The organism is Gillisia sp. CAL575, from assembly GCF_000403785.1.
In the GTDB taxonomy this organism is placed as follows: domain Bacteria; phylum Bacteroidota; class Bacteroidia; order Flavobacteriales; family Flavobacteriaceae; genus Gillisia.
Genome location: NZ_APHJ01000021.1, coordinates 534,790 through 560,966, shown reverse-complemented (window position 1 = coordinate 560,966; position 26,177 = coordinate 534,790). Strand labels below are relative to the sequence as shown.

26 protein-coding genes and 1 pseudogene are annotated in these 26,177 nt (G+C 34.7%); 11 read left to right on the top strand and 16 right to left on the bottom strand.

Annotation, left to right across the window (positions count from 1 at the left end; genetic code table 11):
• The first annotated feature begins 137 nt into the window (after positions 1-137).
• Positions 138-533, top strand: a complete 396-nt coding sequence (locus I130_RS05240) for a hypothetical protein (RefSeq protein ID WP_034920173.1) — start codon at positions 138-140, stop codon at positions 531-533.
• Positions 534-545: 12 nt separating this feature from the next.
• On the opposite strand, the gene I130_RS05235 is transcribed toward I130_RS05240, so the two are convergent.
• Together I130_RS05235 and I130_RS05230 are read right to left on the bottom strand one after the other, a co-directional pair.
• Positions 546-1,445 carry an EamA family transporter gene (locus I130_RS05235; protein ID WP_034920172.1) on the bottom strand — a complete coding sequence of 300 codons (900 nt, stop codon included), beginning with the start codon at positions 1,443-1,445 and terminating at the stop codon, positions 546-548.
• A 43-nt stretch (positions 1,446-1,488) separates the two neighbouring features.
• Positions 1,489-2,484: an NAD(P)H-dependent glycerol-3-phosphate dehydrogenase gene (locus I130_RS05230; protein ID WP_034920169.1), complete on the bottom strand. Its 996-nt coding sequence runs from the start codon at positions 2,482-2,484 to the stop codon at positions 1,489-1,491.
• Between the two features lie 300 nt (positions 2,485-2,784).
• Here I130_RS05230 and lysM point away from each other — a divergent pair, with 300 nt between their 5' ends.
• Entirely contained in the window at positions 2,785-3,285 is a 501-nt protein-coding gene (lysM, locus tag I130_RS05225; RefSeq protein ID WP_034920166.1) for a peptidoglycan-binding protein LysM, read from the top strand.
• 148 nt (positions 3,286-3,433) lie between these two features.
• Here lysM and nadD read toward each other — a convergent pair whose 3' ends face one another.
• From nadD to I130_RS05205, 4 genes are all read right to left on the bottom strand, one after another.
• The gene (nadD, locus tag I130_RS05220) at positions 3,434-4,018 is read right to left on the bottom strand and encodes a nicotinate (nicotinamide) nucleotide adenylyltransferase (RefSeq protein ID WP_034920163.1); all 585 of its coding nucleotides are present in this window, start codon (positions 4,016-4,018) and stop codon (positions 3,434-3,436) included.
• Entirely contained in the window at positions 4,015-4,602 is a 588-nt protein-coding gene (gene gmk / locus I130_RS05215; RefSeq protein WP_034920162.1) for a guanylate kinase, read from the bottom strand. Before gmk ends, nadD begins: the two co-directional genes overlap by 4 nt.
• Positions 4,602-5,459: a YicC/YloC family endoribonuclease gene (locus tag I130_RS05210; RefSeq protein WP_034920160.1), complete on the bottom strand. Its 858-nt coding sequence runs from the start codon at positions 5,457-5,459 to the stop codon at positions 4,602-4,604. Before I130_RS05210 ends, gmk begins: the two co-directional genes overlap by 1 nt.
• A gap of 73 nt (positions 5,460-5,532) precedes the next feature.
• Positions 5,533-6,498 carry a YheT family hydrolase gene (locus tag I130_RS05205; protein WP_034920158.1) on the bottom strand — a complete coding sequence of 322 codons (966 nt, stop codon included), beginning with the start codon at positions 6,496-6,498 and terminating at the stop codon, positions 5,533-5,535.
• Between the two features lie 81 nt (positions 6,499-6,579).
• Between I130_RS05205 and I130_RS05200 the strand changes: the two are divergent.
• A pseudogene (locus tag I130_RS05200) lies at positions 6,580-7,083 on the top strand (acyl-CoA thioesterase); the annotation flags it as partial.
• On the opposite strand, the gene I130_RS05195 reads toward I130_RS05200, so the two are convergent.
• From I130_RS05195 to I130_RS05185, 3 genes are all read right to left on the bottom strand, one after another.
• Positions 7,055-7,966: a DMT family transporter gene (locus I130_RS05195; protein WP_034920152.1), complete on the bottom strand. Its 912-nt coding sequence runs from the start codon at positions 7,964-7,966 to the stop codon at positions 7,055-7,057. The pseudogene I130_RS05200 and the gene I130_RS05195 overlap by 29 nt on opposite strands.
• Positions 7,959-8,312, bottom strand: coding sequence for an arsenate reductase family protein (locus I130_RS05190; protein ID WP_034920151.1), 354 nt, complete (start codon positions 8,310-8,312; stop codon positions 7,959-7,961). The genes I130_RS05195 and I130_RS05190 overlap by 8 nt, the downstream gene beginning before the upstream one ends.
• 67 nt (positions 8,313-8,379) lie before the next feature.
• A complete protein-coding gene (locus I130_RS05185; protein ID WP_232224028.1) occupies positions 8,380-9,132 on the bottom strand; it encodes a DUF3298 and DUF4163 domain-containing protein in 753 nt (250 codons plus the stop codon).
• Positions 9,133-9,223: 91 nt separating this feature from the next.
• On the opposite strand from I130_RS05185, the gene I130_RS05180 reads away from it, so the two are divergent.
• Positions 9,224-10,366: a cystathionine gamma-synthase gene (locus tag I130_RS05180; RefSeq protein ID WP_034920149.1), complete on the top strand. Its 1,143-nt coding sequence runs from the start codon at positions 9,224-9,226 to the stop codon at positions 10,364-10,366.
• 58 nt (positions 10,367-10,424) lie between these two features.
• Here I130_RS05180 and I130_RS05175 read toward each other — a convergent pair whose 3' ends face one another.
• A complete protein-coding gene (locus tag I130_RS05175) occupies positions 10,425-11,201 on the bottom strand; it encodes a THC0290_0291 family protein (protein ID WP_034920146.1) in 777 nt (258 codons plus the stop codon).
• A gap of 196 nt (positions 11,202-11,397) precedes the next feature.
• Between I130_RS05175 and gdhA the strand changes: the two genes are divergently transcribed.
• The 7 genes from gdhA to I130_RS05140 all read left to right on the top strand — a co-directional run bounded on the left by gdhA (position 11,398) and on the right by I130_RS05140 (position 21,227).
• Positions 11,398-12,741, top strand: a complete 1,344-nt coding sequence (gene gdhA / locus I130_RS05170; RefSeq protein ID WP_034920144.1) for an NADP-specific glutamate dehydrogenase — start codon at positions 11,398-11,400, stop codon at positions 12,739-12,741.
• A gap of 75 nt (positions 12,742-12,816) precedes the next feature.
• On the top strand, positions 12,817-13,536 hold the full coding sequence (recO, locus tag I130_RS05165; protein ID WP_034920142.1) for a DNA repair protein RecO: 720 nt from the start codon (positions 12,817-12,819) through the stop codon (positions 13,534-13,536).
• Positions 13,537-15,942, top strand: coding sequence for a TonB-dependent receptor plug domain-containing protein (locus I130_RS05160; RefSeq protein ID WP_034920140.1), 2,406 nt, complete (start codon positions 13,537-13,539; stop codon positions 15,940-15,942).
• A gap of 148 nt (positions 15,943-16,090) precedes the next feature.
• Positions 16,091-19,492, top strand: a complete 3,402-nt coding sequence (ileS, locus tag I130_RS05155) for an isoleucine--tRNA ligase (RefSeq protein ID WP_034920139.1) — start codon at positions 16,091-16,093, stop codon at positions 19,490-19,492.
• Between the two features lie 4 nt (positions 19,493-19,496).
• Complete coding sequence (locus I130_RS05150; RefSeq protein WP_034920137.1) at positions 19,497-19,880, top strand: TraR/DksA family transcriptional regulator; 384 nt, start codon at positions 19,497-19,499, stop codon at positions 19,878-19,880.
• Between the two features lie 73 nt (positions 19,881-19,953).
• Positions 19,954-20,574: a hypothetical protein gene (locus I130_RS05145; protein ID WP_034920135.1), complete on the top strand. Its 621-nt coding sequence runs from the start codon at positions 19,954-19,956 to the stop codon at positions 20,572-20,574.
• Between the two features lie 41 nt (positions 20,575-20,615).
• Positions 20,616-21,227, top strand: coding sequence for a lipoprotein signal peptidase (locus tag I130_RS05140; protein ID WP_034920134.1), 612 nt, complete (start codon positions 20,616-20,618; stop codon positions 21,225-21,227).
• 12 nt (positions 21,228-21,239) lie between these two features.
• On the opposite strand, the gene I130_RS05135 is transcribed toward I130_RS05140, so the two are convergent.
• The 6 genes from I130_RS05135 to I130_RS05110 all read right to left on the bottom strand — a co-directional run bounded on the left by I130_RS05135 (position 21,240) and on the right by I130_RS05110 (position 26,022).
• The gene (locus I130_RS05135; RefSeq protein WP_034920132.1) at positions 21,240-21,659 is read right to left on the bottom strand and encodes a response regulator; all 420 of its coding nucleotides are present in this window, start codon (positions 21,657-21,659) and stop codon (positions 21,240-21,242) included.
• 6 nt (positions 21,660-21,665) lie between these two features.
• Positions 21,666-23,117 (bottom strand): sensor histidine kinase, encoded by a 1,452-nt coding sequence (locus I130_RS05130; protein ID WP_034920131.1) that lies wholly within the window; start codon positions 23,115-23,117, stop codon positions 21,666-21,668.
• 68 nt (positions 23,118-23,185) lie between these two features.
• Entirely contained in the window at positions 23,186-23,746 is a 561-nt protein-coding gene (locus tag I130_RS05125) for a 5-formyltetrahydrofolate cyclo-ligase (protein ID WP_034920127.1), read from the bottom strand.
• Positions 23,736-24,725: a succinylglutamate desuccinylase/aspartoacylase family protein gene (locus I130_RS05120; protein WP_034920124.1), complete on the bottom strand. Its 990-nt coding sequence runs from the start codon at positions 24,723-24,725 to the stop codon at positions 23,736-23,738. The genes I130_RS05125 and I130_RS05120 overlap by 11 nt, the downstream gene beginning before the upstream one ends.
• Positions 24,726-24,727: 2 nt before the next feature.
• Complete coding sequence (gene rimK, locus I130_RS05115; RefSeq protein WP_034920122.1) at positions 24,728-25,600, bottom strand: 30S ribosomal protein S6--L-glutamate ligase; 873 nt, start codon at positions 25,598-25,600, stop codon at positions 24,728-24,730.
• Positions 25,597-26,022 carry an ATP-dependent zinc protease gene (locus I130_RS05110; RefSeq protein WP_034920119.1) on the bottom strand — a complete coding sequence of 142 codons (426 nt, stop codon included), beginning with the start codon at positions 26,020-26,022 and terminating at the stop codon, positions 25,597-25,599. Before I130_RS05110 ends, rimK begins: the two co-directional genes overlap by 4 nt.
• Positions 26,023-26,177 lie beyond the last annotated feature (155 nt).

The following is a 26,177-nucleotide window of genomic DNA, read 5'->3' as shown; positions in this document are numbered from 1 at the left end:
ATAATATTTGCGGTAATTATTTACGTTACGTTTATACTCGCTGTTATTAAAATAGCCATTGGTGCAATTCTTTTTATTGCTGCAGTCATTTTACTTTGGATTGCATGGCATAAAATAAAACATACTTTCGACTAGATTTGAGAAAAGATATCAAAATACCAGAAGTTAAGGATGTTTATGTTGCGGCTGTTTATGAACAGCATCCGGAATATAAAACGATGGACTGGAATGCTTATATTATTAATGATAGGAAAGATCCTTTAGAAATGATCCTTATCGTTACTAGCGGCTCTAATGAAAAGCAAATCACTCCTGCTATGAGGCATTCTATTAAGCTGCTTCCGGCTAAATATTTTGCTAAAATCGAGTTCTTACAGGAGAAGCTATTGAAGCTAGATAACAAATTCTCTGTTACTTTTTTTGCTGATGATAAAATGTACGAACGCACTTTTACATTACCACAAAACTCAATTAGAGAAAGCGCTTTAACAGAAATCCCTATCATGAATTTGAAAGGGATCTTAGCAGATTAGGCTTCTATTTTTTTACTTCTTCCGTTTAAAAAGTTTAGACATATTCATGAGGATCACAGAGACTATAATAATTATAATCCCAGTCCATTGATAAATATTAATTACTTCACCTAGTAATAAATAGGCTAGAATTACTGCAACAGGAAGTTCTACTGAAGAAATAATTGCACCCAAGCCTACATTTATCTTGGGCATTCCACTCGTAAAAAGAATAGGTGGTAAAATGGTTCCAAATAAGGCAAGTAATAATCCCCATTTCTTAAAGATCTCCAGATTAAACTGTTCTAAAAGAAATGGAGCAGAGATAATGGCAATTATTATTGTTCCGCCCAACATCATCCACAAGCTTCTTCTAAAGGAATGTAAATGCAGCGCTACAGTATTAGAGGTGTAAATGGTTATAGTGTAAGACACTGCCGCTAAAAGTCCCCATCCTATCCCTCGCCAATCTAGTTCTACTGCATCTATTAAGATGTTAGTTGCCAGTACAGTCCCAATAAGTATCACTATTACCGCGAGTATCTTATTTAAGCCAGGTTTTTTCTTGGTAATAATAGACTCAAGTAATACACTAATCCAAACGCTTTGCATTAGAAGAACAATACCAATAGATACAGGAATATACTTTACAGCAAAATAGTAAAAGATACTGGTAAGTCCCAAAGAGGTGCCAGCAGCCATCAGTTTTAAAATACTTTTAGTCTTGGTTTGCTCTATATAGCTTTGTTTCTCTTTTACAAATATTAGATTAAGAATAATAAGGCCAATAAGACCCAATAGCATTTGAGAAAATGTAATCTCATATGAAGTATAACCTTCTGCATATGCCATTTTCACAAAAGTAGTAAGCATCCCATAACTGGATGCTCCTAGAGCAACTAATAAGCTGCCCTTTAGGACGGAGTTATTCATAAATTTAAATAAGTTGATTCTGTTTGAAACTAAACCAAGAGGATTAGTCTAGTTTTTCGGCAAGTTTTTTAAATACAGCTTTAGGATTCTTCCCTTCATACAAAATGCTGTAAACCGCGTTTATAATTGGAGTTTTAGCACCTTTTTCTAAGTTTATCTTATAGGCACTTTCTGTTGCATAATAACCTTCTGCCACCATGCTCATTTCCATTTGTGCACTCTTAACGGTATATCCTTTCCCTATCATATTCCCAAACATTCTATTCCTACTAAAAACAGAATACCCAGTTACAAGTAGATCTCCCAGATAGGCAGAATCATTTATGTTTCTTTTCATCTTATGCACTTTCTTAATGAACTTCTTCATCTCTCTAATGGCGTTGCTCATTAATACACTTTGGAAGTTATCTCCATACCCTAATCCGTGTGCGATTCCGGCTGCAATGGCGTAAATATTTTTTAGCATGGCAGCGTATTCTGTACCCGTTACATCATCACTTGTCTTACAGGTAATATAATCACTTTGTAAATGATTAGCCATAATAGTTGCTTTTTCTTCGTCTAAACAAGCAATTGTAAGGTAAGAAAGACGCTCCAGAGCTACTTCTTCAGCATGACATGGTCCTGTGATCACACCAATATTTTCCTCTGGAACAAAATACTCCTGATTAAAATGTTCTCCTACAATTAAACTAGTTTCTGGTACAATCCCTTTAATAGCCGAAAAGATCACCTTGCCTTCTAAAGATTCTGTAAGATGGTCTAGTTCTCTCTTTACAAATGCTGATGGAATTGCAAATATTAGATAATCTGAATTTTTAACCACCTCATTAATATCACTACTTAAGTGAAGCTTTTTCACATCAAATTCCACAGAACTTAAATAATTAGGATTGTGGTCTTGTGTTCTTATATGTTCAATGGCAGTTTCGCTTCGCATGTACCAATTAATATCGTCAAGATTTTCCGTAAGCATCTTAACGATTGCCGTGGCCCAACTTCCGCCGCCAAACACACCAAATTTAGGAGAGTTATTCATAATAAAATTTCTTCGCTTCAAAAATACATAATTTTAACAGAATGTAAATTTTTCGGGTTTTATTATTAGTAAACTACAATCTTTTTAATATTATATCGTTCTAAACTAGAAGAATGTTAATAGCAAATTTTATATTCTTTAAAATTAGTTTTTTGGTTGGTTATTTAATGAAACAGCGTAGAGTTTAAAAATCTCTACGCTGTTTTTTTGAAATACTAACAAAACTTTAATATAATTAATGTGGGTTGTATAAAGCCTAATTTGTAATTTGGAGTAAGAAATCTAACCAATAAAAATATAATGGGATTATTTAGTTTTATTAAGAATGCTGGAGCCAAAATTTTTGGATCTAAGAAAAATACTAGAGAAAAAGCTGCTGTAGATACTGCAGAAAAACAAAGAGAAGAGGAGCTAGAAAATACAAAGGCTGCTCAAAAATTGGAAACTACAATCCATGATCTTAGTCTTAAAATTGATAATCTTAAAATTCATATTAGTGATGATATGGCCACAATTAGTGGTAAAGCTTATGATCAAGCAACAAGAGAAAAAATTATTCTAGTTGTTGGAAATGTAGATGGAATTGCTAAGGTAGATGATAATATGACAGTGGAAAATAAAGAGCCAGAGGCTGTATTCCATACTGTAGAAAGAGGAGATACCTTAGGGAAAATCGCAAAAGAACATTACGGATCTGCAAATAAATATCCAGAGATATTTGAAGCTAATAAACCAATGCTTACAGATCCAGACAAAATATATCCTGGACAAGTTTTACGTATTCCAGCTTTGAAAAAGTAAAGGATTAATATTCAAATATAAGAGGACTGTTTAAAAAGTTTGAGGTTTTATATTGAGCGCAGTCGATGTGCTAGGTTATAGTTCCACAATGAAAAAAGTAGGATCAATTAACTCAACTGAAGATCAAAAGAATTTTTTAAACAGTTTTTTATTTATAGAAATTCATTTCATCTAAATATTTCCAGACCTTCTCTGGCAACATCGGTCTAATATTCTTACCATCTTTAACTGCATTTCTTATAAACGTAGAAGACAATTCTATAATGGGTGCAGAAACCCGAGTGATTTTATCATTATTTAAAAATTCATTTTCTACTAAGCCTTCAGAAATTCTTGGATAAATATATATGGGGTATCGTTCTAAGATCACTTCATAATTCTTCCATTTGTGCAAACTCTTCAAATTATCTTCCCCCATAATTAACGCAAATTCCAGATTTGGATATTTTTCCTCCAATTGAATTAAGGTATTTACAGTGTAATTAGGTTGCTGAAGACTAAACTCAATATCACTAGGTTTTAAATTAGGATAATCTTCACAAGCCTTATAAACCATCTCTAATCTATGATGATTTTCTAGCAGGCTACTTTTCTTTTTAAACGGATTATGTGGGGTAACAACCATCCAAACTTCTGAAAGCTCAGAGAATTCCACCATATAATTAGCAATTATTAGGTGTCCTGTATGGATTGGATTAAAAGTTCCAAAATAAAGACCTACCTTTTTTTTCATCCTACTTTGCTATTGGCTTCGACAAAAGTAGAAACAAGATCATATGCTTCATCCAAAGCAATTTGAAGATTGTTATTCTCTATAATAAAATCAAATTGAGGTGCTGTAGCAAGTTCTATAGAAGCTTTAGCAACGCGCATATTAATTTTATCCTCACTTTCGGTCTTGCGCTTTTTTAATCTAATTTTAAGCTCTTCAATACTTGGTGGCTTTACAAAAACAGCTAGGGTCTGCTTAGGATAAATATGTTTTATATCTAGGCCTCCAACCACATCTATATCAAAGATCACATTTTTGCCATGTGCCCAAATACGTTCTATTTCTGCTTTAAGCGTACCGTAAAAATTATCACGATAAACTTCTTCCCACTCTAAGAACTCTTCGTGTTTTATTTTTTGTTTGAATTCATGCAAATTCAAGAAATAATAATCTTTGCCTTCCACTTCATCTCCTCTTGGCTCGCGTGATGTTGCTGAAATAGAAAATTCCAGATTTAACTCTGGATGAGCTAATAAATGCTGAACTATGGTTGTTTTTCCTGATCCCGAGGGTGCAGAAAAAACAATTAATTTACCCGTTTTCATTACAATACGTTTAAAAGTTGTTCTTTGATTTTTTCCAGTTCATCTTTCATTTGCACTACTAACTGCTGCATAGGAGCATAATTGGATTTGCTACCAATAGTATTGATTTCCCTACCCATTTCTTGGGAGATAAACCCTAATTTTCTTCCGTTAGAATCAGATGAATTAATAGTTTCTAGAAAATAAGATAAGTGATTTTCCAAGCGAACCTTTTCTTCTGTGATATCAAATTTTTCTATGTAGTAAACCAGTTCTTGCTCGAATCTGTTTTCATCAACTTTCTCCTTAAGATCTGCAACCCCTTTTCTCAAACGTTCTCTTACTCCTTCAATTCTATCCGGATCCATTGCTATAATGTCCTGTAACAATTGTGCAATATTAGACACTCTAAATAAAAGATCTTTCTCCAAAGCATTTCCCTCATCACTTCTAAAAGAATTGATTTCCTTCAATGCTTCCTGCAAGGTTTTTTCGATCTCGATAAATTCTGTTTCCTCAATTTCTTCCCTTTCAGGTTTCATAGTATCTGGCATACGGATAGCCATTTTCAACAATTCATCGTCATCGGCATCAGCAATTTGCCTTAGTTGCTGCATGTATTTTTTAACGACCACAGGATTTACAGAAGAAGTTGTTTCCTCTCCGGTAACTTCAACATACAGAGAAAAATCTACTTTTCCTCTAACTAGTGATTTTGCGATTATATTTCTTAACAGTAATTCTTTTTCACGGTACTGACCCGGGATTCTGGCATTGAGATCCAGACTTTTGCTGTTAAGGGATTTAATTTCTATGGTAATTTTTTTGGATGGAAGTTGTAAAAGACTTTTTCCAAAACCGGTCATTGACTGAATCATGCTTGATTTTTAAAAGGTTGGGCAAAGATAACCAAATCTTAAGCAGGACAAAGAATCTTATGGAAAGTATGAATTATATATGGGAAGTTATAAATTCTAAAGCCCGCTCTTCTGTATACGTAGCATCTTTCTTCTGAAGAAATCCTACGTGACCACCATATTCTGGAGTCTCTAGATAAAGATTTAAACTGTTTTCTGCGATATGATATGGCGATGAATTTTCTGAAAGAAATCCATCATTCTTTGCATTAATAAGTAGAGTGGGAGTTTTAATGTTAGCTAGGAAACTCAGCGCACTACTTTTTTCATAATACTCTAAAGCGCTCGCATAGCCATGAGCCTGACTTGTATACAACTCGTCTATCTGAAACAAATTGGTGCAATTCGAAATTTGCAATTTAGTAATTTCCTCAGGAAAATGCTTCTCTCTTAAAAACAATTGCTTTTTGAGTTGCATTATAAAACGCGTGGAATAAATCCAATTCCTACTTTCCTCCAATTTCTTTAAAGAAGCATAAAGATCGCAAGGCGCAGAAATCGCAACTGCCGCCTTTAACTCCTGCGGAAGATCGTTTCCCTCTCCTAAATATTTCAACAATAAATTTGCACCGAGGCTAAAACCATTAATAGCCAAAGTTTCATATTGTTTTTTCGAAAGAATGCTAGTAATCACAAGATCCAAATCCTCACTGGCACCTGCATTATAAGATTTGTAAAGTTTATTTATTTCTCCACTACAGCCTCTAAAATTAATTGCAGCTACGTCCCAGCCATACTTGTTAAAGTGATGCGCAAGGCCTAAAACATAGGGTCGCTGTGCATTTCCATCCAAGCCATGTAATATAACGAGAACTTTGTTAGACCTGCAAGAATTGGCTGTGCTCCAATCTATGTCAATAAAGTCTCCATCCTTAAGTTTTAATCGCTCTCTGGTTTGGGCTACAGGTTGTACGCTTCTAAGTTTTGCAGCATAGATTGTAGAAATATGATAATTCCTGAAGATGTAAGGCGGATTATAAGTGCTTTCTATTATTGGCATAGTTCACAAATCTCGGAAAATTAAATGGCATATTCTTAACTTATTTAATTATGCATGCATAATATAAATTAGTAGTTTTATAAAAATTTTGAAAATATGTACACGAAGGATTTTGAAATAAGATGGAGTGATATAGATGCAAATAGGCATTTAGCAAATTCGGCATTTATTAATTTTATGAGTCATACCAGAATGGCTTATTTCATGGAAAATGGATTCGACCAGAATACTCTAGCTAAAAAGAATCTAGGACCTGTTGTTTTTTATGAGCATATTTATTATTTCCGAGAGGTATTTATGGGAATGCCTGTAAAAGTGAGCCTAGAATTAAAAGGCATTTCTGAAGATGGAATGTATTTTGAATTTGTCCATAACTTTTACGATCATAAAGGAAGAAATTTGGCAAGTTGCGAGGCTATGGGGGGATGGATAGATCTTAAAGAGCGTAAGTTGATTGGACTACCAGAGAATATGAGAAAAGACATCGATAAAATTCCTCACACAGAAGATTTTAAGATCTTAACCAAAGAGGATACTCGTAAATTTGGGAAAGCTCCTAAGGATTTGGAGTTGAAGCAAGTTTAGGTTTCGTCTTTCTGGTTACCATATAAACTCCAGTAAACACTAAAATTGCTGCGGTTATTTTTACTGCATCTAAAGAATCTGCTCCTGTAGCTACAGCAAATGTAATAGCTATTAGCGGTTGTAAATAAATAAACGCGCTAATAGTTGCTGCACTTAATTCTTTTAGGGCATAAATATTCAATAAATAGGTTAGAAATGTAGTGCCTACAATTACAAATCCCATTTTCCACATGGCGTGGGACGGTAATTCCAACCATTCTACTTGGGAGAATTCAGAGATCGTGATAGGAAAGTTTACAATAATTGCAATTAAAAACAGCCATTTCATTAGAGTGAAAGGATGATACTTGGTTGTTAGCGGTTTCACAAGAATCAGATAAACTCCATAGGAAAATGCATTCACAATAAATAACATATTTCCCACGGGAATATTTGGTGCATTTACCGTCTCAGGATTGCTAAAGAGCACCAAGGCTAGAGCTCCAGCAAGACCAATTATAATTCCTGCAGTTTTTAAAAGAGTTATTTTTTCCTTTATTAATACAGCTGCAAGTAATAGTACAAGAATGGGGGATACTGTAATTATAACAGAACTATTTATTGGAGTAGAAAGACTAAGGCCTTTAAAGAACATGAGCATATTAATAACCATCCCAAAAATTGCACAGGCTATAAATCTGGTCCAATCTCCGGTAGCTACTTTTTCTTTAGGTCCCCAAAAACTTATAATCCAAAATAAGATTGCGGCTCCTGTAACTCGTAAGAATATAAATCCAAAAGGTTCTATATAAACCGGCATTAATCCTTTAGCAATGGTATGATTTATACCATAAATAGTACTCGCTCCGGTTGCCGCAAGAATGGCAAGCGTGCGGCTATTCATTCATAGAAATTTTCGCAGCCTCCACTGTTTTTTTAGAATTCCCAATAAAGATCTCATCGTTATTAATTATAACAGGTCGCTTCAAGAATGTATAATGTTCTAGAATAAGATTCTGGTAATTTGTTTCATCTAAAGTCTCGTTTTTTAGATTTTTCTCTTTATAAAGCTGAGCTCTTTTGCTAAAAAGTGATTCGTAACTTCCCGCTAACTCATACATTTCATCTAATTGCTCCTCAGTTATGGGGTCTTGTTTTATATCTTGAAGAATATAAGCCGAAGAAGGCTCCAGTTCATTTAAAATCCTTTTACAGGTAGAACAACTAGAGAGGTGATAGATCTTTTTCATAATAAGTTTATAAATCTGAACAAAAATTCTTTTTAGTTAAAATGAAGATTTTGAGAACTATTCAAAATTAAAGAATTTTAAAATACTTTTTAACCTCATCCATTTTAAATACAAGTTGAATATTCCCATCAGAATAGGAAGCAACCTCGTAGGAATTATACCTTAAAACAACTTTATTTTGATGAAAACCAATGTTTTGTGGAAGTTGAAATTTATCATCTTCAAAAAACAATCCCGTGCTATTAATAGGTTCGTTCTCTGGAATATCATTTTTCTTTCTAAATCTTTTTTCAGCAAATTCTTTAAAATCCTCTGTGAAAAGATCATTATTAGAAATAAGTCTTCCAGATTCAGGATCGAAATTTAAATAACTAATACTAGTATAACCATGTGCCCCGCCAGTAAAGAGAGCAAGGTCAAATTGAATAGAAATTATTTTTTTAGATTCGTAAGTAATTTTTCCTTCTACGAATGCCTCCCAAGGAATGTTGTATTCTGGAAATTCTTTAGCGCTAGCTTCATAATCCTTAATAAAGGTTTGAGCTAAGTTTTCTAAAGAATTTAAGTCATTGTTATCCTGATAATCTATCAGTTTTATAACATGATCTTCTATGTGACTGTTCAACAAATTGCTGCGAGTATCTTTTTCCATTGCCCATGGAACTTTAATGCCTATAAACGTGCAGTTCTCCTCTTCTGGATTGCAGTTTAATTCAGAAACTTGCTCAATATTCAGTTCATCAAAACTTAATTCTGGAACATCTTTATTACAGCCAATAAACACTAAGCTTAATGTCAAGGCTAAAAACAATTTTTTCACAACGAGATTTCTATGTTAAATTAGGGATAAAGGTACATGCTATTTTGTAGTTGCCCAATACGAGAAGTACATTTACATTAAATATTTATATATGAAATTCAATACCAAAACGATTCACGGAGGGCAACATAATATAGATCCAGCATACGGTTCTGTAATGCCTCCAATTTATCAGACCACGACCTATTCCCAGACCACACCAGGAGGTCATAAGGGTTTTGAATATTCTCGTAGCGCAAACCCAACGAGATCTGCTCTAGAGAATGCACTCGCAAGTATTGAAAACGGAAAATATGGTCTTGCTTTTGGTTCTGGACTAGCCGCTATAGATGCAGTGATGAAATTATTTAAGCCTGGTGATGAGATAATTTCTACCAACGATCTTTATGGAGGATCTTATAGACTTTTCACCAAGATCTTTGAAGGCTTGGGTCTCAAATTTCATTTTGTGGGAATGCAAGATGCAAGTAATATTGAAGCATTTATAAATGAAAAAACAAAATTGATCTGGGTAGAAACACCAACTAACCCAATGATGAATATTATAGATATTGTTGCTTGTTCTAAACTTGCCAAAAAACACAAGCTGCTTTTAGCGGTAGATAATACATTTGCAACTCCTTATTTGCAGCAGCCATTAGACTTAGGGGCAGATATTGTAATGCATAGCGCCACCAAGTATTTAGGTGGACATAGCGATGTGGTACTGGGTTCTCTAGTGGTAAAGAATAAAGATCTAGCAGATAGATTGTATTTTGTGCAAAATGCTAGTGGTGCCATTTGTGGTCCTCAAGATAGTTTTTTGGTGCTAAGAGGAATTAAAACACTACATATTAGAATGCAGAGGCACTGTGAGAATACAGAGAAAGTTGCTAAGTTCTTGAGAACACATCCTAAGGTAGATAAGGTTTATTGGCCAGGTTTTGAGGATCATCCAAACCATGATATTGCAAAAGCACAAATGAAAGGTTTTGGCGGAATGATCTCTTTTACCACTTCAGAAAAAACATTAGACAGCGCAGTTAAGCTATTAGAAAAGTTAAAAGTATTTACATTAGCAGAATCTCTTGGTGGGGTGGAGTCTTTGGCGGGTCATCCAGCTAGCATGACGCATGCATCTATTCCTAAAGAGGATAGAGAGAAAACAGGAATCGTAGATTCTTTAATTCGTTTAAGTGTGGGAATTGAAGATGATGAAGATCTTATTGAAGATATAAAACAAGCTTTGGGATAGATTTGAATTATGGATATAAAGAAAGGTTTTAACTTAGTTGAAACCTTTTTTTATCGCTTTAATAATCTAAATAGTAGATAAACCCAAGATTTAGCCAGAAAACAACATCGTTAAATTTGTTTTGAGGCGCATCTATATTAAGGCCATCAATCCAGTCTACATCGTAATATTGAAATCTTCCTTCAATCGCAATATCTGTCACAGGACTTATTTTATATCTAGCTCCTGCAATTCCAACAATGGCCCATGTAGATCCACCATCCAAATCTATTCCACCTTGAAAGGTTGGAAAAATATTTTCGGGATCGCTTAAAGGTCCAAAATCTGAATAAGCATCAGGATTATAATTAACAAAGTGAACTCCTAAGCTTACAAAAGGCATGAATAGATAAGAAAAGGCACCATAATCACGGATACTAAGTGGATAATATTCTAAATGTGTCCCTATTTCGAAGGTTTGCGTTTTTCCATGCATTCCTCGTAAGAGTTTTCCACCAAGGGTGTTTTTGTCTGCCACAGGCCCAATATGTTCTAGATTTGTTCTAAAATAGTCTAACTCAGTTCTAATTTTAAAGTGATCATTAAAGTATCTATCTACAGTGTAGCAATTACACTCTGCTTTGTAGGCAAAGTTAATGTAGTGCACCAATCCTATCCCGAATCCAGAGTTACTAACATTATTTTGCAAATCGTAGCGTTCTCCATAATCTGTTAAAAACGAGGCAGGCCCTACCAGAACTCCGATTTCATGCGAAATCCCTAGTTGGGCAAACCCATTTTTCTTAGAGAAAAGAAAGAGGGTTAAGAGTATTATAAAAAGTCGGGATCTTCCCATATACAACAAGTGGATGTATAAGCAAATATATAAAATTGCCGCAAACGAAGATATAACTATTACCATACTTATATATTCTTGCCTAATAAAGAGTTAATATTATATCAAAATATAAAATTTGAAGGTTCTTCATCATATATAATTTATATTTGCACTTAATTACGAAAACGTTATAAATAACAATTTATCCTATATTATGGAGCAAAGTGTAAAAGATTTTTTGGATGTAGTTTCTAAGAGAAATCAGAACGAACCAGAATTTATGCAAGCTGTACATGAGGTTGCCGAAACGGTTATACCCTTTATAGAAAACAATAAAAAATATCAAAATTCCATGCTTTTAGAGCGAATGGTAGAACCAGAACGTGTAGTTATGTTCAGGATATCATGGTTGGATGATAAAGGAAATACACAAATAAATAGAGGTTTTAGAATTCAAATGAATTCTGCAATTGGACCATATAAAGGTGGTTTGCGTTTTCACCCAACTGTTAACTTAAGTGTTTTGAAATTCTTGGCTTTCGAGCAGGTTTTCAAAAACAGCTTAACTACATTGCCTATGGGTGGTGGAAAAGGAGGATCAGATTTTGATCCAAAAGGAAAGTCAGATAATGAAGTAATGAAGTTTTGTCAAAGTTTTATGACTGAATTACAACGCCATATTGGAGCAGATACAGATGTGCCTGCTGGAGATATAGGAGTTGGTGGTCGTGAAATTGGATTCTTATTTGGACAATATAAACGTATTAGAAACGAGTTTACCGGTATACTTACAGGTAAAGGGCGTTCTTACGGTGGTTCCTTAATTCGTCCAGAAGCAACAGGTTATGGGAATGTTTATTTCGCACAAAACATGTTAGCTTTAAAAGGAGATAAGTTAGAAGGAAAAACAGTTGTTGTTTCAGGTTCTGGAAACGTTGCCCAATATGCTACAGAGAAAGCAACACAGCTTGGAGCTAAGGTGATCACAATGTCAGATTCTGGTGGATATATACTTGATGAAGACGGAATTGATGCTGAAAAGTTAGCTTTTATAATGGAGCTTAAAAATGAAAAGCGTGGAAGAATTTCTGAATACGCCGATAAATATAAAGGAGCTAAATACTTCGAAGGAAAAACTCCTTGGGGAACAAAATGTGATATTGCTTTACCATGTGCCACTCAAAATGAGTTACATGAGGAAGACGCAAAATTATTAGTGAAAAATGGTTGTAAACTGGTAGGAGAAGGTGCTAATATGCCAACTACTCCAGAGGCAATTGAAGTTTTTCAAAAAGCTAAAATCTTATTTTCTCCAGGAAAAGCATCTAATGCAGGAGGTGTAGCAACATCTGGTCTTGAAATGTCTCAAAACTCAATGAGGTATAACTGGACAGCAGAAGAGGTTGACCAAAAACTTCACGGGATCATGAAAGATATTCATGATGCATGTGTAGAGTACGGAAGCGATGGTCAAGGAAATGTAGATTACGTGAAAGGAGCAAATATCGCTGGTTTCGTTAAGGTAGCAGATGCTATGCTTGCGCAGGGAGTAGTGTAATTTCACCTATATTATAGAATTAAGAAAGCCGCTATTAGCGGCTTTTTTAATTATCTTTCCGCAAAAAATTCAGTCATGGTAGTTAATACCAACGCAATTGTTATAAGTGCTTTAAAATATGGAGAGGCCGATTTGATCGTGAAATGTTACACGCAGAAATCGGGACTTAAAACTTATATGTTGCGTGGGATTTTGAAATCTCGAAAAGGAAAATTTAAAACCTCCTTATTTCAACCACTAACTCAATTAGAGTTAGTAGCAAAACATAAGGACAAGGGCAATCTGGAGTATTTACAGGATGCCAAGATCTTGGTTCATTATCAAACTTTACATACCGAAGTGGTTAAAACTACAATGGTAATGTTTATTTCTGAAATGTTGAAGAATACAATTCATGAAGAGGAGGAAAATGAAGAATTGTATGGTTATTTAGAAGGAGCGGTAAACTGGTTGGATTCTCATACAGACATCGCAAATTTCCATTTATTATTCCTTCTTAAATTAACCCAGTATCTAGGATTTTACCCAGAAGACTCAGAAATTGAGTTACCATACTTTAATTTGCTAGACGGGGTTTTTCAGCATACCAAAATAAATGGCTATTGTGTGAGTGGTGATGTTTTAGAAAATTTAAAGATGTTATTGGGCACAAATTTTGAGGCATTGAATGAAATAAAACTCACAAAATCAAAGCGCGCTGAACTTTTAGAATTATTGCTTAACTATTACAGGTTACATATAGAATCATTTAAAAAGCCAAAATCGCTAACTATCCTACACGAAATATTCAATTAAATGCGCTCAATTTATATTAGCTTTTTTACTCTTCTATTATTTACTATTACTTTTCAAGCTCAAGAGATTACCATTTTAGACCAAGTAACTAAGAATCCAATTGGAAATGTGGCCATCTATAATCTGGATAAATCTAAAAGTGTGCTATCTAATTTTGATGGGCAAGCAGATATTTCTAAGTTTTCTAAAGAGGAGCGATTGATCTTTCAGCATGTTTCACATTTAGAAAAAAGCATTTCAAAGCGGGAAATAGGGAAAGATTGGATTGTTTATTTAGATGAAGATGAAAACATATTACAGGAGGTGGTACTTTCAGTAGCTAAATTTCAGCAAGATAAAAAAGATATCCCACAGCGCATTGTGAGTTTATCTTCAGAAGATATTGCATTTTCTAACGTGCAAACTTCTGCAGACCTTATGGAAAGCTCGGGAAGTGTTTATGTTCAAAAAAGTCAGTTGGGTGGAGGAAGTCCAATGATCCGTGGGTTTTCTACTAATAGGCTCTTAATCGCAGTAGACGGAGTTAGAATGAATACTGCTATCTTCCGAAGTGGAAATGTCCAAAATATCATTGCAATAGATCCTCTTTCTGTAGATAATGCTGAAGTAATTCTAGGCCCTGGATCAGTAGTATATGGAAGCGATGCCATTGGTGGAGTTATGAATTTTTATACGCTAAAGCCAATTCACGCAGATCTTGAAAAAACAGTGTTTTCGGCAAATGCCTATGCTAGATTATCCTCTGCAAATGATGAGAAAACAACGCATGCCGATTTTAATTTTGGAATGAAAGAGTGGGCTTTTTTAAGCAGTATTTCTTATTCAGACTTTGGAGATCTTAAAATGGGAAGCCATGGTCCAGAAGAATTTTTAAGACCAGATTATGTAATTAGAACTAATGGAGAAGATCAGGTGGTTGCAAATAAAAATCCAAAAGTACAGGTCCCGACAGGATATAATCAGATAAACCTACTTCAAAAGATCTCTTTTAAGCCGAATGAAATCTGGGACTTAAGTCTTGGTCTTATTTATTCTGAAACCTCTAATTATCCTAGATATGACCGATTGGTGCAGAAAAAGGATGGTGATTTGAGATATGCAGATTGGTATTATGGCCCGCAGTCTTGGTTTATGGGAAATGTAAATATCAATAAAAATGGAAGCGGAAGTTTATATGACAAATTTCAGTTCACCGGTGCTTATCAAAATTTTGAGGAAAGTAGATTTGATAGAAAATTTGAGGATGAAATCTTATATAGTACTAAAGAGGAAGTTGATGCTTACTCTGCAAATTTAGATTTTGAGAAAGATTATAAAAAAAACAAACTTTTCTATGGATTGGAATATGTGGCTAATAAAGTATACTCTACAGGTTTATTTAATAACATCTCAACACAGGAAACAGGATCCAACGCTTCCAGATATCCAGATGATGCTGTTTGGCAGTCCTTAGCCGCATATCTTAGCTATAACTGGAAGATCAAAGAAAATTTGAACTTGCAATCTGGGTTGAGGTATAATTATATAATGATAGATGCTCAATTTCCTTCAGAAGAATATGATTTTCCATTTAGTGACGCCAATTTAAACACAGGTGCTTTTACTGGAAGTGCAGGATTAAGCTGGCAACAAAACAGCCAATTCAATTGGAAAATGAATTTCTCTACAGCTTTTAGAGCTCCTAACATAGATGATATAGGTAAGATCTTCGATTCTGAGCCAGGAGCAGTTGTGGTTCCAAATCCAGATCTCAAACCAGAATATGCCTATAATGGAGAGTTGAGCCTGGGATGGAAACCAGTTAAAAAGATAAGATTTGATCTGGCAACTTTTTATACATACTTGGAAGATGCATTAGTGAGGAGAGATTTCTCTATAAATGGAAATACTAGCATAGACTATCAAGGAGAGCCAAGTAGAATCCAAGCCATTCAGAATGCTGCAAATGCTTATGTTTATGGGTTTGAAGGTGGAGTAGAGGCCGAGATCTTGAAAACCTTAAGGTTGAAGTCTCAAATAACAATTACTAAAGGAGAGGAAGAGCAAGATAACGGAGCGCAGGCACCGTTAAGGCATGCAGCTCCTCTTTATGGAAATACTCATCTGGTATGGACTCAGGGCAAAATAAAATTAGATCTGTTTTCTGAATATAATGGAAAATTGGATTTTGATGAGCTGGCACCTTCAGAGCAGGACAAGGATTATATGTATGCGCTGGATAGTAATGGTAATCCATATTTTGCCAATTGGTATACTTTAAATATCACTGGGAATTATCAGCTTTCTGAACAGTGGAGTACTACAATATCTGTAGAAAATATCACAGATCAGCGGTACAGAACCTATTCTTCCGGGATTGCATCTGCAGGAATAAATTTTATAGCGGCCGTAAAATATAGCTTGTAGAAGAGTTTAGTTCTTTAAATTCATTTTTTTTGTAATTGAGGATTTTGCTGAATTATCTAATGGTTAAATGATTAGCTTTTTACTCAATAACAGTCTTCTCTTTTCTCAAAAATCGTTATTTTCGCAACTCAAAAGAAATTACGATAAAATGAGCGCAAAGTTCCCTGAGTATAAAGGACTTGACTTACCAAAAGTTGCTGAAGAAATTCTTAACTATTGGAAAGAGGATGAGATTTTTGAAAAAAGTATGAGTGCACGAGATGGTGCTCAACCATTTGTGTTTTTTGAAGGACCGCCTTCCGCTAACGGCCTTCCGGGAATTCATCACGTGATGGCGCGTTCTATTAAAGATATTTTTTGCCGTTATAAAACTCAAAAAGGATTTCAGGTTAAAAGAAAAGCAGGATGGGATACTCATGGATTGCCTATTGAGCTTGGTGTAGAGAAAGAACTTGGAATCACCAAAGAGGATATTGGGACAAAAATCAGTGTAGAAAAATATAACGAAGCTTGCAAAAGCGCAGTTATGCGCTATACAGGAATCTGGAATGATCTTACTGAAAAAATGGGATATTGGGTAGATATGGAAGATCCATATATCACCTACAAATCCAAATATATGGAAACCGTTTGGTGGTTACTTTCAGAAATATATAAGAAAGGCCTTATTTATAAAGGTTATACCATTCAGCCTTATTCTCCAAAAGCGGGAACAGGTTTGAGTTCACACGAGCTTAATCAGCCAGGAACTTACCAAGATGTTACAGATACTACGGTAACTGCAATGTTTAAAGCAAAACCAGAAACTTTACCCGATTTTCTTTCAGAAGTATCCAATGAGATCTATCTGACGGCATGGACGACTACTCCGTGGACCTTGCCCTCTAATACTGCACTTACAGTTGGCCCTAAAATAGATTATACTTTAGTTTCAACCTATAACCAATACACTTTTCTACCAATAAACATTATACTAGCTAGCAGTCTTGTTGACAAGCAATTCGATAAAAAATTCGTAAAGGTTGAAACCAAAGAAGCTTTAGCATCTTATAAGGAAGGAGATAAAATCCCATATTCAGTAGGTAAGACTTTTAAAGGTGCAGATCTTGTTGGAATTAGATATGAGCAATTATTGCCATACGCCCAGAAGTTTGAAAATGTTGAGAATGCATTTAGAGTGATTGCTGGTGATTTTGTTACTACGGAAGACGGGACTGGAATTGTTCATACAGCACCAACTTTTGGAGCAGATGATGCGATGGTTGCGAAACAAGCAGTGCCGGAAATACCGCCATTATTGGTGAAAGACAAGAATGATAACCTTGTTCCTTTGGTAGATCTTCAGGGAAAATTCCGTGAAGAATTAGGAGAACTTGGCGGAAAATATGTGAAGAATGAATATTATGATGAGGGTGAAGCACCAGAAAGATCTGTAGATGTAGAGATCGCTATTCAGCTAAAAGAAGACAACCGTGCTTTTAAAGTTGAAAAATATGTGCACAGTTATCCAAATTGCTGGAGAACAGATAAACCTATTTTATACTATCCATTAGATTCCTGGTTCATTAAAGTGACCGAATTTAAGGATAGAATGTTTGAATTGAACCAGACCATTAACTGGAAGCCTAAAGCTACTGGCGAAGGAAGATTTGGAAATTGGCTAGCCAATGCAAATGACTGGAATTTGTCCAGAAGTCGATATTGGGGTGTGCCATTGCCTATCTGGAGAACAGAAGACGGGAAAGAAGAAATAATGCTTGGTTCTATCAAGGAACTAAAGGAGGAAATAACGAAGGCGATTGAAGCCGGATTTATGACTAAAGATATTTTTGCTGAATTTGAAGTGGATAATTTCTCTGATGAGAATTATGATCTTGTAGATCTTCATAAGAATGTGGTAGATACTATAACTCTGGTTTCAGCTTCGGGAAAACCAATGAAGCGAGAATCAGATCTTATAGATGTTTGGTTCGACTCTGGATCTATGCCTTATGCGCAGTGGCACTACCCGTTTGAGAATAAGGAAATGGTAGAAAATGGCGAGAGAAAAGCCGATTTCATTGCAGAAGGAGTAGATCAAACCCGTGGTTGGTTTTATACTTTGCACGCTATAGCTACGATGATCTTTGATGATGTAGCCTACAAGAATGTTGTTTCTAATGGCTTGGTATTGGATAAGAATGGACAAAAAATGTCCAAGCGTCTTGGAAATGCAGTAGATCCTTTTGAAACCTTGGCTGCTTTTGGACCAGATGCTACTAGATGGTATATGATCTCTAATGCAAACCCATGGGATAACTTAAAATTTGATATTGAGGGCATTGCAGAGGTGAGCAGAAAATTCTTCGGCACCCTTTATAATACATATTCATTCTTTGTGCTGTATGCTAATTTAGATGGCTTCAGCTATAAAGAGGAAGATGTGCCAATGAAAGACCGTCCGGAAATTGACCGGTGGATACTTTCAGAATTGCATACACTTATTGAAAAAGTAGACAAATTCTATGAAGAATATGAACCAACTAGAGCTACTAGAGCAATTTCAGAATTTGTTCAGGAAAACTTAAGTAACTGGTATGTAAGATTGAGTAGAAGAAGATTTTGGAAAGGAGATTACGAGCAAGATAAAATTTCAGCATATCAAACATTATACACTTGTTTATTAACGGTTGCTAAATTAGGATCGCCAGTAGCGCCGTTTTTCATGGATAAACTATATAAAGATCTAAATGAAGTTTCTGGAAAAGAGAAATTCTCCTCTGTGCATTTAGCAGATTTTCCTGTCTTTGATAAACAAATGATCGATGAATCATTAGAGCATAAAATGCAAAAAGCCCAAACAATATCTTCTTTGGTGCTCTCGTTACGTAAAAAGGAAATGATCAAGGTTCGTCAGCCATTACAACGGATCATGATACCAATACTAGATCCAAAACAAAAAGAAGAGATCTTGGCCGTTGAAGATCTTATTAAATCTGAAGTGAATGTAAAGTCTATAGAATTAATAGATGATGCTTCTGGATTATTGATAAAACAAGCAAAACCTAATTTTAAAGTTCTTGGGCCTAGGTACGGGAAGGATATGAAGGCAGTAGTTGAGGTTATTAACAATTTTACTGTTAAAGATATAGAAACTGTTGATAGAGATGGTGAGATTACTGTTGAAGTTAATGGGAAAATGATTAAATTGGCATCCACAGATGTTATAATAACATCACAGGATATTGAAGGCTGGTTAGTAGCTAGTAGCGGAAATATTACGGTGGCTTTAGATGTGAGTATTTCTGAAGAATTGAAAAAAGAAGGAATAGCTCGGGAATTGGTTAATAGAATTCAGAATTTAAGAAAAGATTCTGGTTTAGAAGTTACTGATACCATAGATGTGACCCTACTGAGAGATAGCATTGTCGAGAATGCTGTTCAACAAAATATAAATTATATTAAGAACGAGACGCTCACTGCAAATCTCGAATTTGCAGACGTAATAGATGTTGGAACGGAAATTGAATTCGACGATATAGTTACTAAGCTGAGTATCAAAAAACATTAAGCCCATGTCAACAGAAATTAAAGAACGTTACAGCGATGCCGATCTTGCCGAATTTAAGACCTTGATCATAGAAAAGATCAGAAAGGCGCAGGAGCAATTGGATCTTTACAAAAGTGCTTATGTGAACGATGGTAACAACGGTACCGACGATACTTCACCCACTTTTAAGGCTTTCGAAGAAGGAAGTGAAACTCTAAGTAAAGAAGCTAATTCACAATTAGCCATTAGGCAAGAAAAATTTATTAGAGACCTTAGAAATGCTTTAGTACGTATTGAAAGCAAAACCTTCGGGATTTGTAGAGTTACAGGGAAATTAATTGCAAAAGAACGTCTTAAGTTGGTTCCACATGCAACATTAAGTATTGAAGCAAAAAACTTGCAACGGTAAATAGTGCGGTTTTAAAATAACTTAAACGCTCCAGTTAATTATAGCTTGGAGCGTTTTTTGCATCATATTCATCATGAAATTTCAGATCTCTTTTATAATTTTCCTGCTTAGTTTTTTTGCATCTGCCCAAAAGGATACATCAAGGCAAATAGATGCAAAAGAAATAGAAAGTATTTATATAGATACCGATGAGGTTTTTAAAATCATTATAAATACTTCCTCGAAAAGTGATCTAATTTCTATTTCTAGCCATTCTGAAGGTGAATATTTTAATGATATTGCTTTGAATACAGAAGTGAAAAAGAGTTCTGTTTACTTATCTACCAAATTTCAGGAGATCTTACAAAGCGGATTCGATAAGTTGAGCGCCCATAAAGTATTCTCACTAGAAATAACCTTAGAAATCCCTGAAGGAATGCAGGTTTTTGTAAAATCTAATATTGCATCTGTAGAGGCGGAAGGTGTCTTTGATTTTATACAAGTTCAATTGAAATCTGGCTACTGTAATCTTTCAAGTTTTGAAGGAAACGCACTGGTTAATACTTTTAACGGCGCAATTACAATAGAAACCACAGATGCAACCGTAACAGCTTCTTCCAGAAATGGAAAGGTTATTCTTCCATCTGTTTTTGCTGGTAAAAACTCAATAAAAGTGGCCTCGATCAATGGAGATATTAGAATAGTGGAAAACTAAATAATATTAGTATTTTTGACCCGATTTAATTCCACCCATAAATGTCTTTAAAAAAAGCTTCCCTAATTATAATTTTGATCCTCTTAATAGATCAAATTTCTAAAATTTATATTAAAACTAGCTTCGTATTAGGAGAAGAGGTTAAAGTGCTAGATTGGTTTAGTATTTTATTTGTTGAAAATGAAGGTATGGCTTGGGGAGCTAAGATCCCGGGAGAATATGGTAAATTATTGCTTACACTATTTAGATTAGGAGCAATTGTTGGAATTGGGTATTGGTTGTGGGATTCTGTTAGAAATAATGGTTCGCGAATTTTAATAACTGCTATCGCTTGTATTTTTGCAGGAGCTTTTGGAAATATTATAGATTCTGTCTTCTATGGTCTTATCTTCGACGATAGTTATGGTCACGTAGCTCAATTTTTACCTGAAGCTGGCGGTTATGGCACTTTATTTCACGGAAAGGTGGTAGACATGCTCTATTTCCCTCTATATGAAGGGATATTGCCTAACTGGCTTCCAATTTGGGGTGGAGAGTATTTTTCTTTCTTTGATCCTGTATTTAATATCGCAGATACTGCAATAAGTGTAGGAGTTGGATTATTACTGCTTTTTAATAAAAAGGCGTTCCCTAAAAAGGAAAATGAAGAATAGATTTATTACTTCTTAAGCAACATTAGCAACTCTATCAAATATCTTTTCGAACTTCTTTAATTCTATTGGTTTTATCAAATAATCTGTAACCAGATTAAAAGATTTTGCTCTCTCAAGATCTCTTGGATCTATAGATGAGGAGACCACATAAAGAGTGATTTTTTTGTCGAATTGATTTTTAATCTTGATAAATTCTCCTAAAAACTCCCATCCATCCATCACGGGCATGTTAAGGTCTAAGAAAATGATGTCTGGTAATTTCTCTTCTGTCATATTAGTTAAAATAATCTTGAAGTAATCCAAAGCTTCTAAGCCGTTTTTGAAGATCAGTAAATTTTCAGATAATTTTTTAATTTCGATGATTTTTCTAACTAAGTTCACGTATATTTTATCATCATCAATAATACACGCTAGCTCCATTTTTTGCCCCATTAAGATCTAGAATTTAATTTTAAACGTTGTTCCAATATTTACGGTACTGGTAACAGAAATAGACCCTCCCATCGTTTCCACCTGATTTTTGGTGATAAACAAGCCTATTCCTTTTGCATCTGGATTGCTATGAAATGTTTTGTACATACCAAACATTTTATCGCCATATTGATCCAGATCTATACCAATTCCGTTATCACTTATCTCCATAAAATTCTGGTCATTAACAGAGTAGGTCTGAATAAAAATAACAGGGACTCTTCCAGGTTGTTTATATCGAATAGCATTAGTGATTAAATTTAGTAAAATACTTTCCAAGTACTCAGGAATATACGAAATTTCTTTTAGAGCTTTAAATTCGGCAATTATTTTGGCGCTTTCTCTATTAATTAACGAAGAAGCTGAAGAAATAACAATATCTAAAGATTGCTTGAAAGAAACGAGAGTCCGCTCTTTCTTTAATAGAGTTTGATGTGATACCATATCATTTAATCTAGAAATAGCGGCATCTAGATTTACTGATATATCTTCAACGTTTTCTATAAGATCAATTTTATCTTGAGAATTTTTCGCTTCATTCAGCAACTGCACTACTAAACTTAAATTACTGCTATGCGATCTTAAATTGTGAGACACCACATGTGCAAAGTTGAACAATCTGGAGTTTTGTGCAGCAATGATATCTAAAGAGTTCTGCAAATTAAGCTCATTGCTTTTATTTTCATCTATATTTTGTAAGACTCCTCTAATTCCAATAATTTGTTGCTCTTCATTATAAACAGGTTTTCCGGTTGCCTGAACCCAAAATTCCCGTCCATACAGAGTTACCATTTTTAGCTCGGTCTTAAAGGGAATCCCGTATTTTTCACATTTTTCGAAAATAGAATTTGCCTGTTCTTGATGTTCAGATGCATAAAATTGTAATCTTTTATCATAGTCTGGATTAAAATCCTTTGGACAATCCAAGATCTTTTTAGTCACATCATCCCAATAAATAGATTTGGTAGTAATATCTATATACCATCCACCGGTAGTGGTCATTTCTGCCGTTTCCCTATAATAGAAGAAATTTTCCTCTATAGTGTATTGGTCTCTTTTAGATTGATGGATATTTACAAACAACAATACTGCAGTCTCTATATTGTTGCTGTCTTTCCTTTTTAAATTGCGACACTCAAACCATCTAAATTTATCATTTTTAAGCTTTAATCTAATTTCCTGATTTAAATTTTCAGAGCCTAAGGTGAGATTTTCAAAAGCAACCCGATAATCATACCGATAGTCCTTGTGAAGAACATTGGTCATAAAGTGTTCAAAAAGGGATTCTTCGGTAGGAGGAGTGCCAACTAATGCTTCGAAATGATCTGACCAAGAAATTTCTTTTGTAAGCAGATTGATCTTCCAATAGGCGATGTCAAAATCTTCTAAAATATTATTTAACTGAAGGTCGTTGAGCATCAATTGTTAGTTGGGGAAATTAAATGTAAGCTAATGTTAAAAATTTACCAAATATAGAAGCTTATTTTTTAAAAAATGTATGTTTTGTGGGGTGTAACACAGAAATCTAAGGCAATATCACTCGTTTCCAGTCCTGGAATGGAATTTTCAGCTTCAAAAAATGAAACACCAACCTTAATAACATTGGGCTTGCAAGAGGCAAGAAAGATATCATAAAAGCCTTTTCCGTAGCCCAGTCTGTGACCATTTAGGTCGAAAGCCAATAAGGGAACAAAAACTACATCGATCTTTTCTGAAGAAATTTCTATTCCATCAACAGGTTCAGGGATATTCCATTCATTTTTCCTTATAACGGTAGAGTCTGTAAGTAAGAAATTGTTCAGCTTTCTAGTTTTAAAATCACTTTTTGAAAGGATCACATTTTTATCTTTTCCCTGTAAAATATGCAAAATGAATTCGGTATCGATCTCTTTCTTTTCAGTAATACTTAAAAATAAATGATAATATTCCAGATCCCAAATAGGTAATTGAAGCAATTTATTGGCGATCTCAAGACTAAATTCTTCAATTTTATTTGAAGGTAATTCATCTCTCTTTAAAATATATTTTTTGCGTAGCTTATTCTTCATGCGGTAATTTAGAAGGGATGGATAAATGAAATATTGCATCTCCTTGATACACTATTGGAGATTCATTTACATTAATTACATATCCTGCATAAGATGCGGTTACTTTATGTCTAAATTTACCATAGGGATCTGTAATGGTTGCGATATATTCTCCTTTCTCTACATGCTTACCGCATGCAATCTTTACATGAATTAAACCGCTATATTTTGCTCGCATCCATGTGCTGTTTTCAATAATTATGCTGTCTAAAGGTGGGTCATCACAAACAAAGCGAGGTTTTAACATGCCCATATGTTTAAGAACTCTCATGGTTCCATCTACTCCGAACTTTGCAATATCTTTATTGCTATCCAAGGATTTTCCTCCTTCAAATAACAGAACGGTTTTTCCTAATCGCTTGCAAGTCTCTCTATAGGATTTCCCTATAGTTTTGGAATAATACGTGAAAGGCGCATTAAATATTTTAGCATATTTCTGGCCCTCCTCGTCGTCCTTTTGAATTCTAATTTGGGCAACATTAAATCTACTGGCTCCTCCGGTATGAAAATCTAAACAAAAATCGGCTACTGGAAGTATTTTTTGAACGAACTGATATGCAAATCTGCTTGCTAGTGAGCCATTTTTGGTCCCAGGAAACACCCGGTTAAGATCCCTACCATCTGGGAATTCACGTGAAAGATTTAGAAATCCAAATACATTTACAATAGGAATACAAATAACAGTACCAATAACTGGTTTATTTATTCCTTTAGAAATTAACTGGCGCACAATTTCCACTCCATTTATTTCATCACCATGGATCCCTGCAGTTATTAATAATACAGGTCCTGCTTTTTTTGAACGTTCTATTATTACGGGAACTTCTACGGAAGTGGTTGTATATAACTTAGCCATATTAAGGTTGATGACAGCACCTTGACCAGGCAAAATTTTCTTTCCCAAGATCTCTAAAACATTATTTTTATCTATATGAGCCATATTTACGAATGTCTTTCTATGTATCTAATAATGGATTTTGCGATGTCTTGACCTGTAGCAGCTTCTATCCCTTCCAATCCAGGAGACGAATTTACTTCTAATATAAGAGGTCCTCTAGCACTTTGCAACATATCTACGCCTGCAACTCCCAAGCCCATTGCTTTGGCAGCTTTTATGGCAGCAGCTTCCTCCTCATCTGTCAGTTCTATAACACTTGCAGTTCCCCCTCTGTGAAGGTTAGATCTAAATTCTCCTTCTTTTCCTTGGCGTTTCATTGCACCAACCACTTGACCGTCTACCACTAAAGCTCTAATATCTGCTCCACCTGCTTCTTTAATAAATTCCTGAACAATTACTCTTGCCTGTAATCCATTAAATGCTTCTATCACAGACTCTGCTGCATTTTGGGTTTCGGCTAAAACTACCCCCAAACCTTGGGTTCCTTCCAATAATTTAATTATCAAAGGTGCGCCTCCAACGTGTGCAATAACTTCTCCGACATCTTTAGAGTAGTTTGTAAAAATTGTTTTTGGTAATCCTAATCTGGCTCTGGAAAGAATTTGTAAACTTCTTAACTTATCTCTACTTCTCATTAAAGATTGACCTGAAGTAGTTGTAAAAACACCGTTCATTTCGAATTGGCGTACTACTGCTGTACCATAAAATGTAATGGAAGCACCTATTCTGGGAATCACAGCATCTGTTTCTCCTAAAATGTGTCCCTTATAAAAAATAGATGGTTTCTTTTTTTCAATAATTAAATCACATTTAAGAGGATCTATAACTTCTACGAGATGTCCTCGTTTTTTGGCAACTTCAACAAGTCTTCTGGTGGAATAAAGACTGCTATTTCTTGACAGTATTTTTATGTTCATTTAATTTTCAAATTATAGGAGACGTCTGTGAACTCTGGATCAACAACAAATTTTTTAGTAAGGAATTTTCTGCCAATTAGGACTGGATAACGCATCTCTTGGCGTGCAGACAAAGAAAGTGAAATTTTGTAAAGTTTATCAAATATCTTAATGGTGGATTGCACTTGGAACCGCTTCTGAATAATGCCGTTACTACTCTTTACAAAAACGATATCATAATCTTTAAAAACTATTTCTGTACCATTATAAAGAGGATGTTCTTCGTCCAAAAATGTGCAGTGTAGTGCGTCATCTTGTTCCACAATATTATTACAATGGATAGAGGAAGTGTAGGCTCCTGTATCTATTTTTATTGCGATATTTTCCATTTTCAACATTGGAAAATCGGCTTTGTCAAACTTTCCTATTACTCTTTTCTCCATGGCTGCAAGTTACTAAATTGATTAATGTAATTTTTTAAGTTGCTGAATAAGGATTTTTATAATAGATCCTTCGGAGGTGAGAGGTTCTAAAATTGAACATATTTCAGAAACCAAGAAAAGTTTAACATTTATGAGAACCTAAAATTTAATGCTCC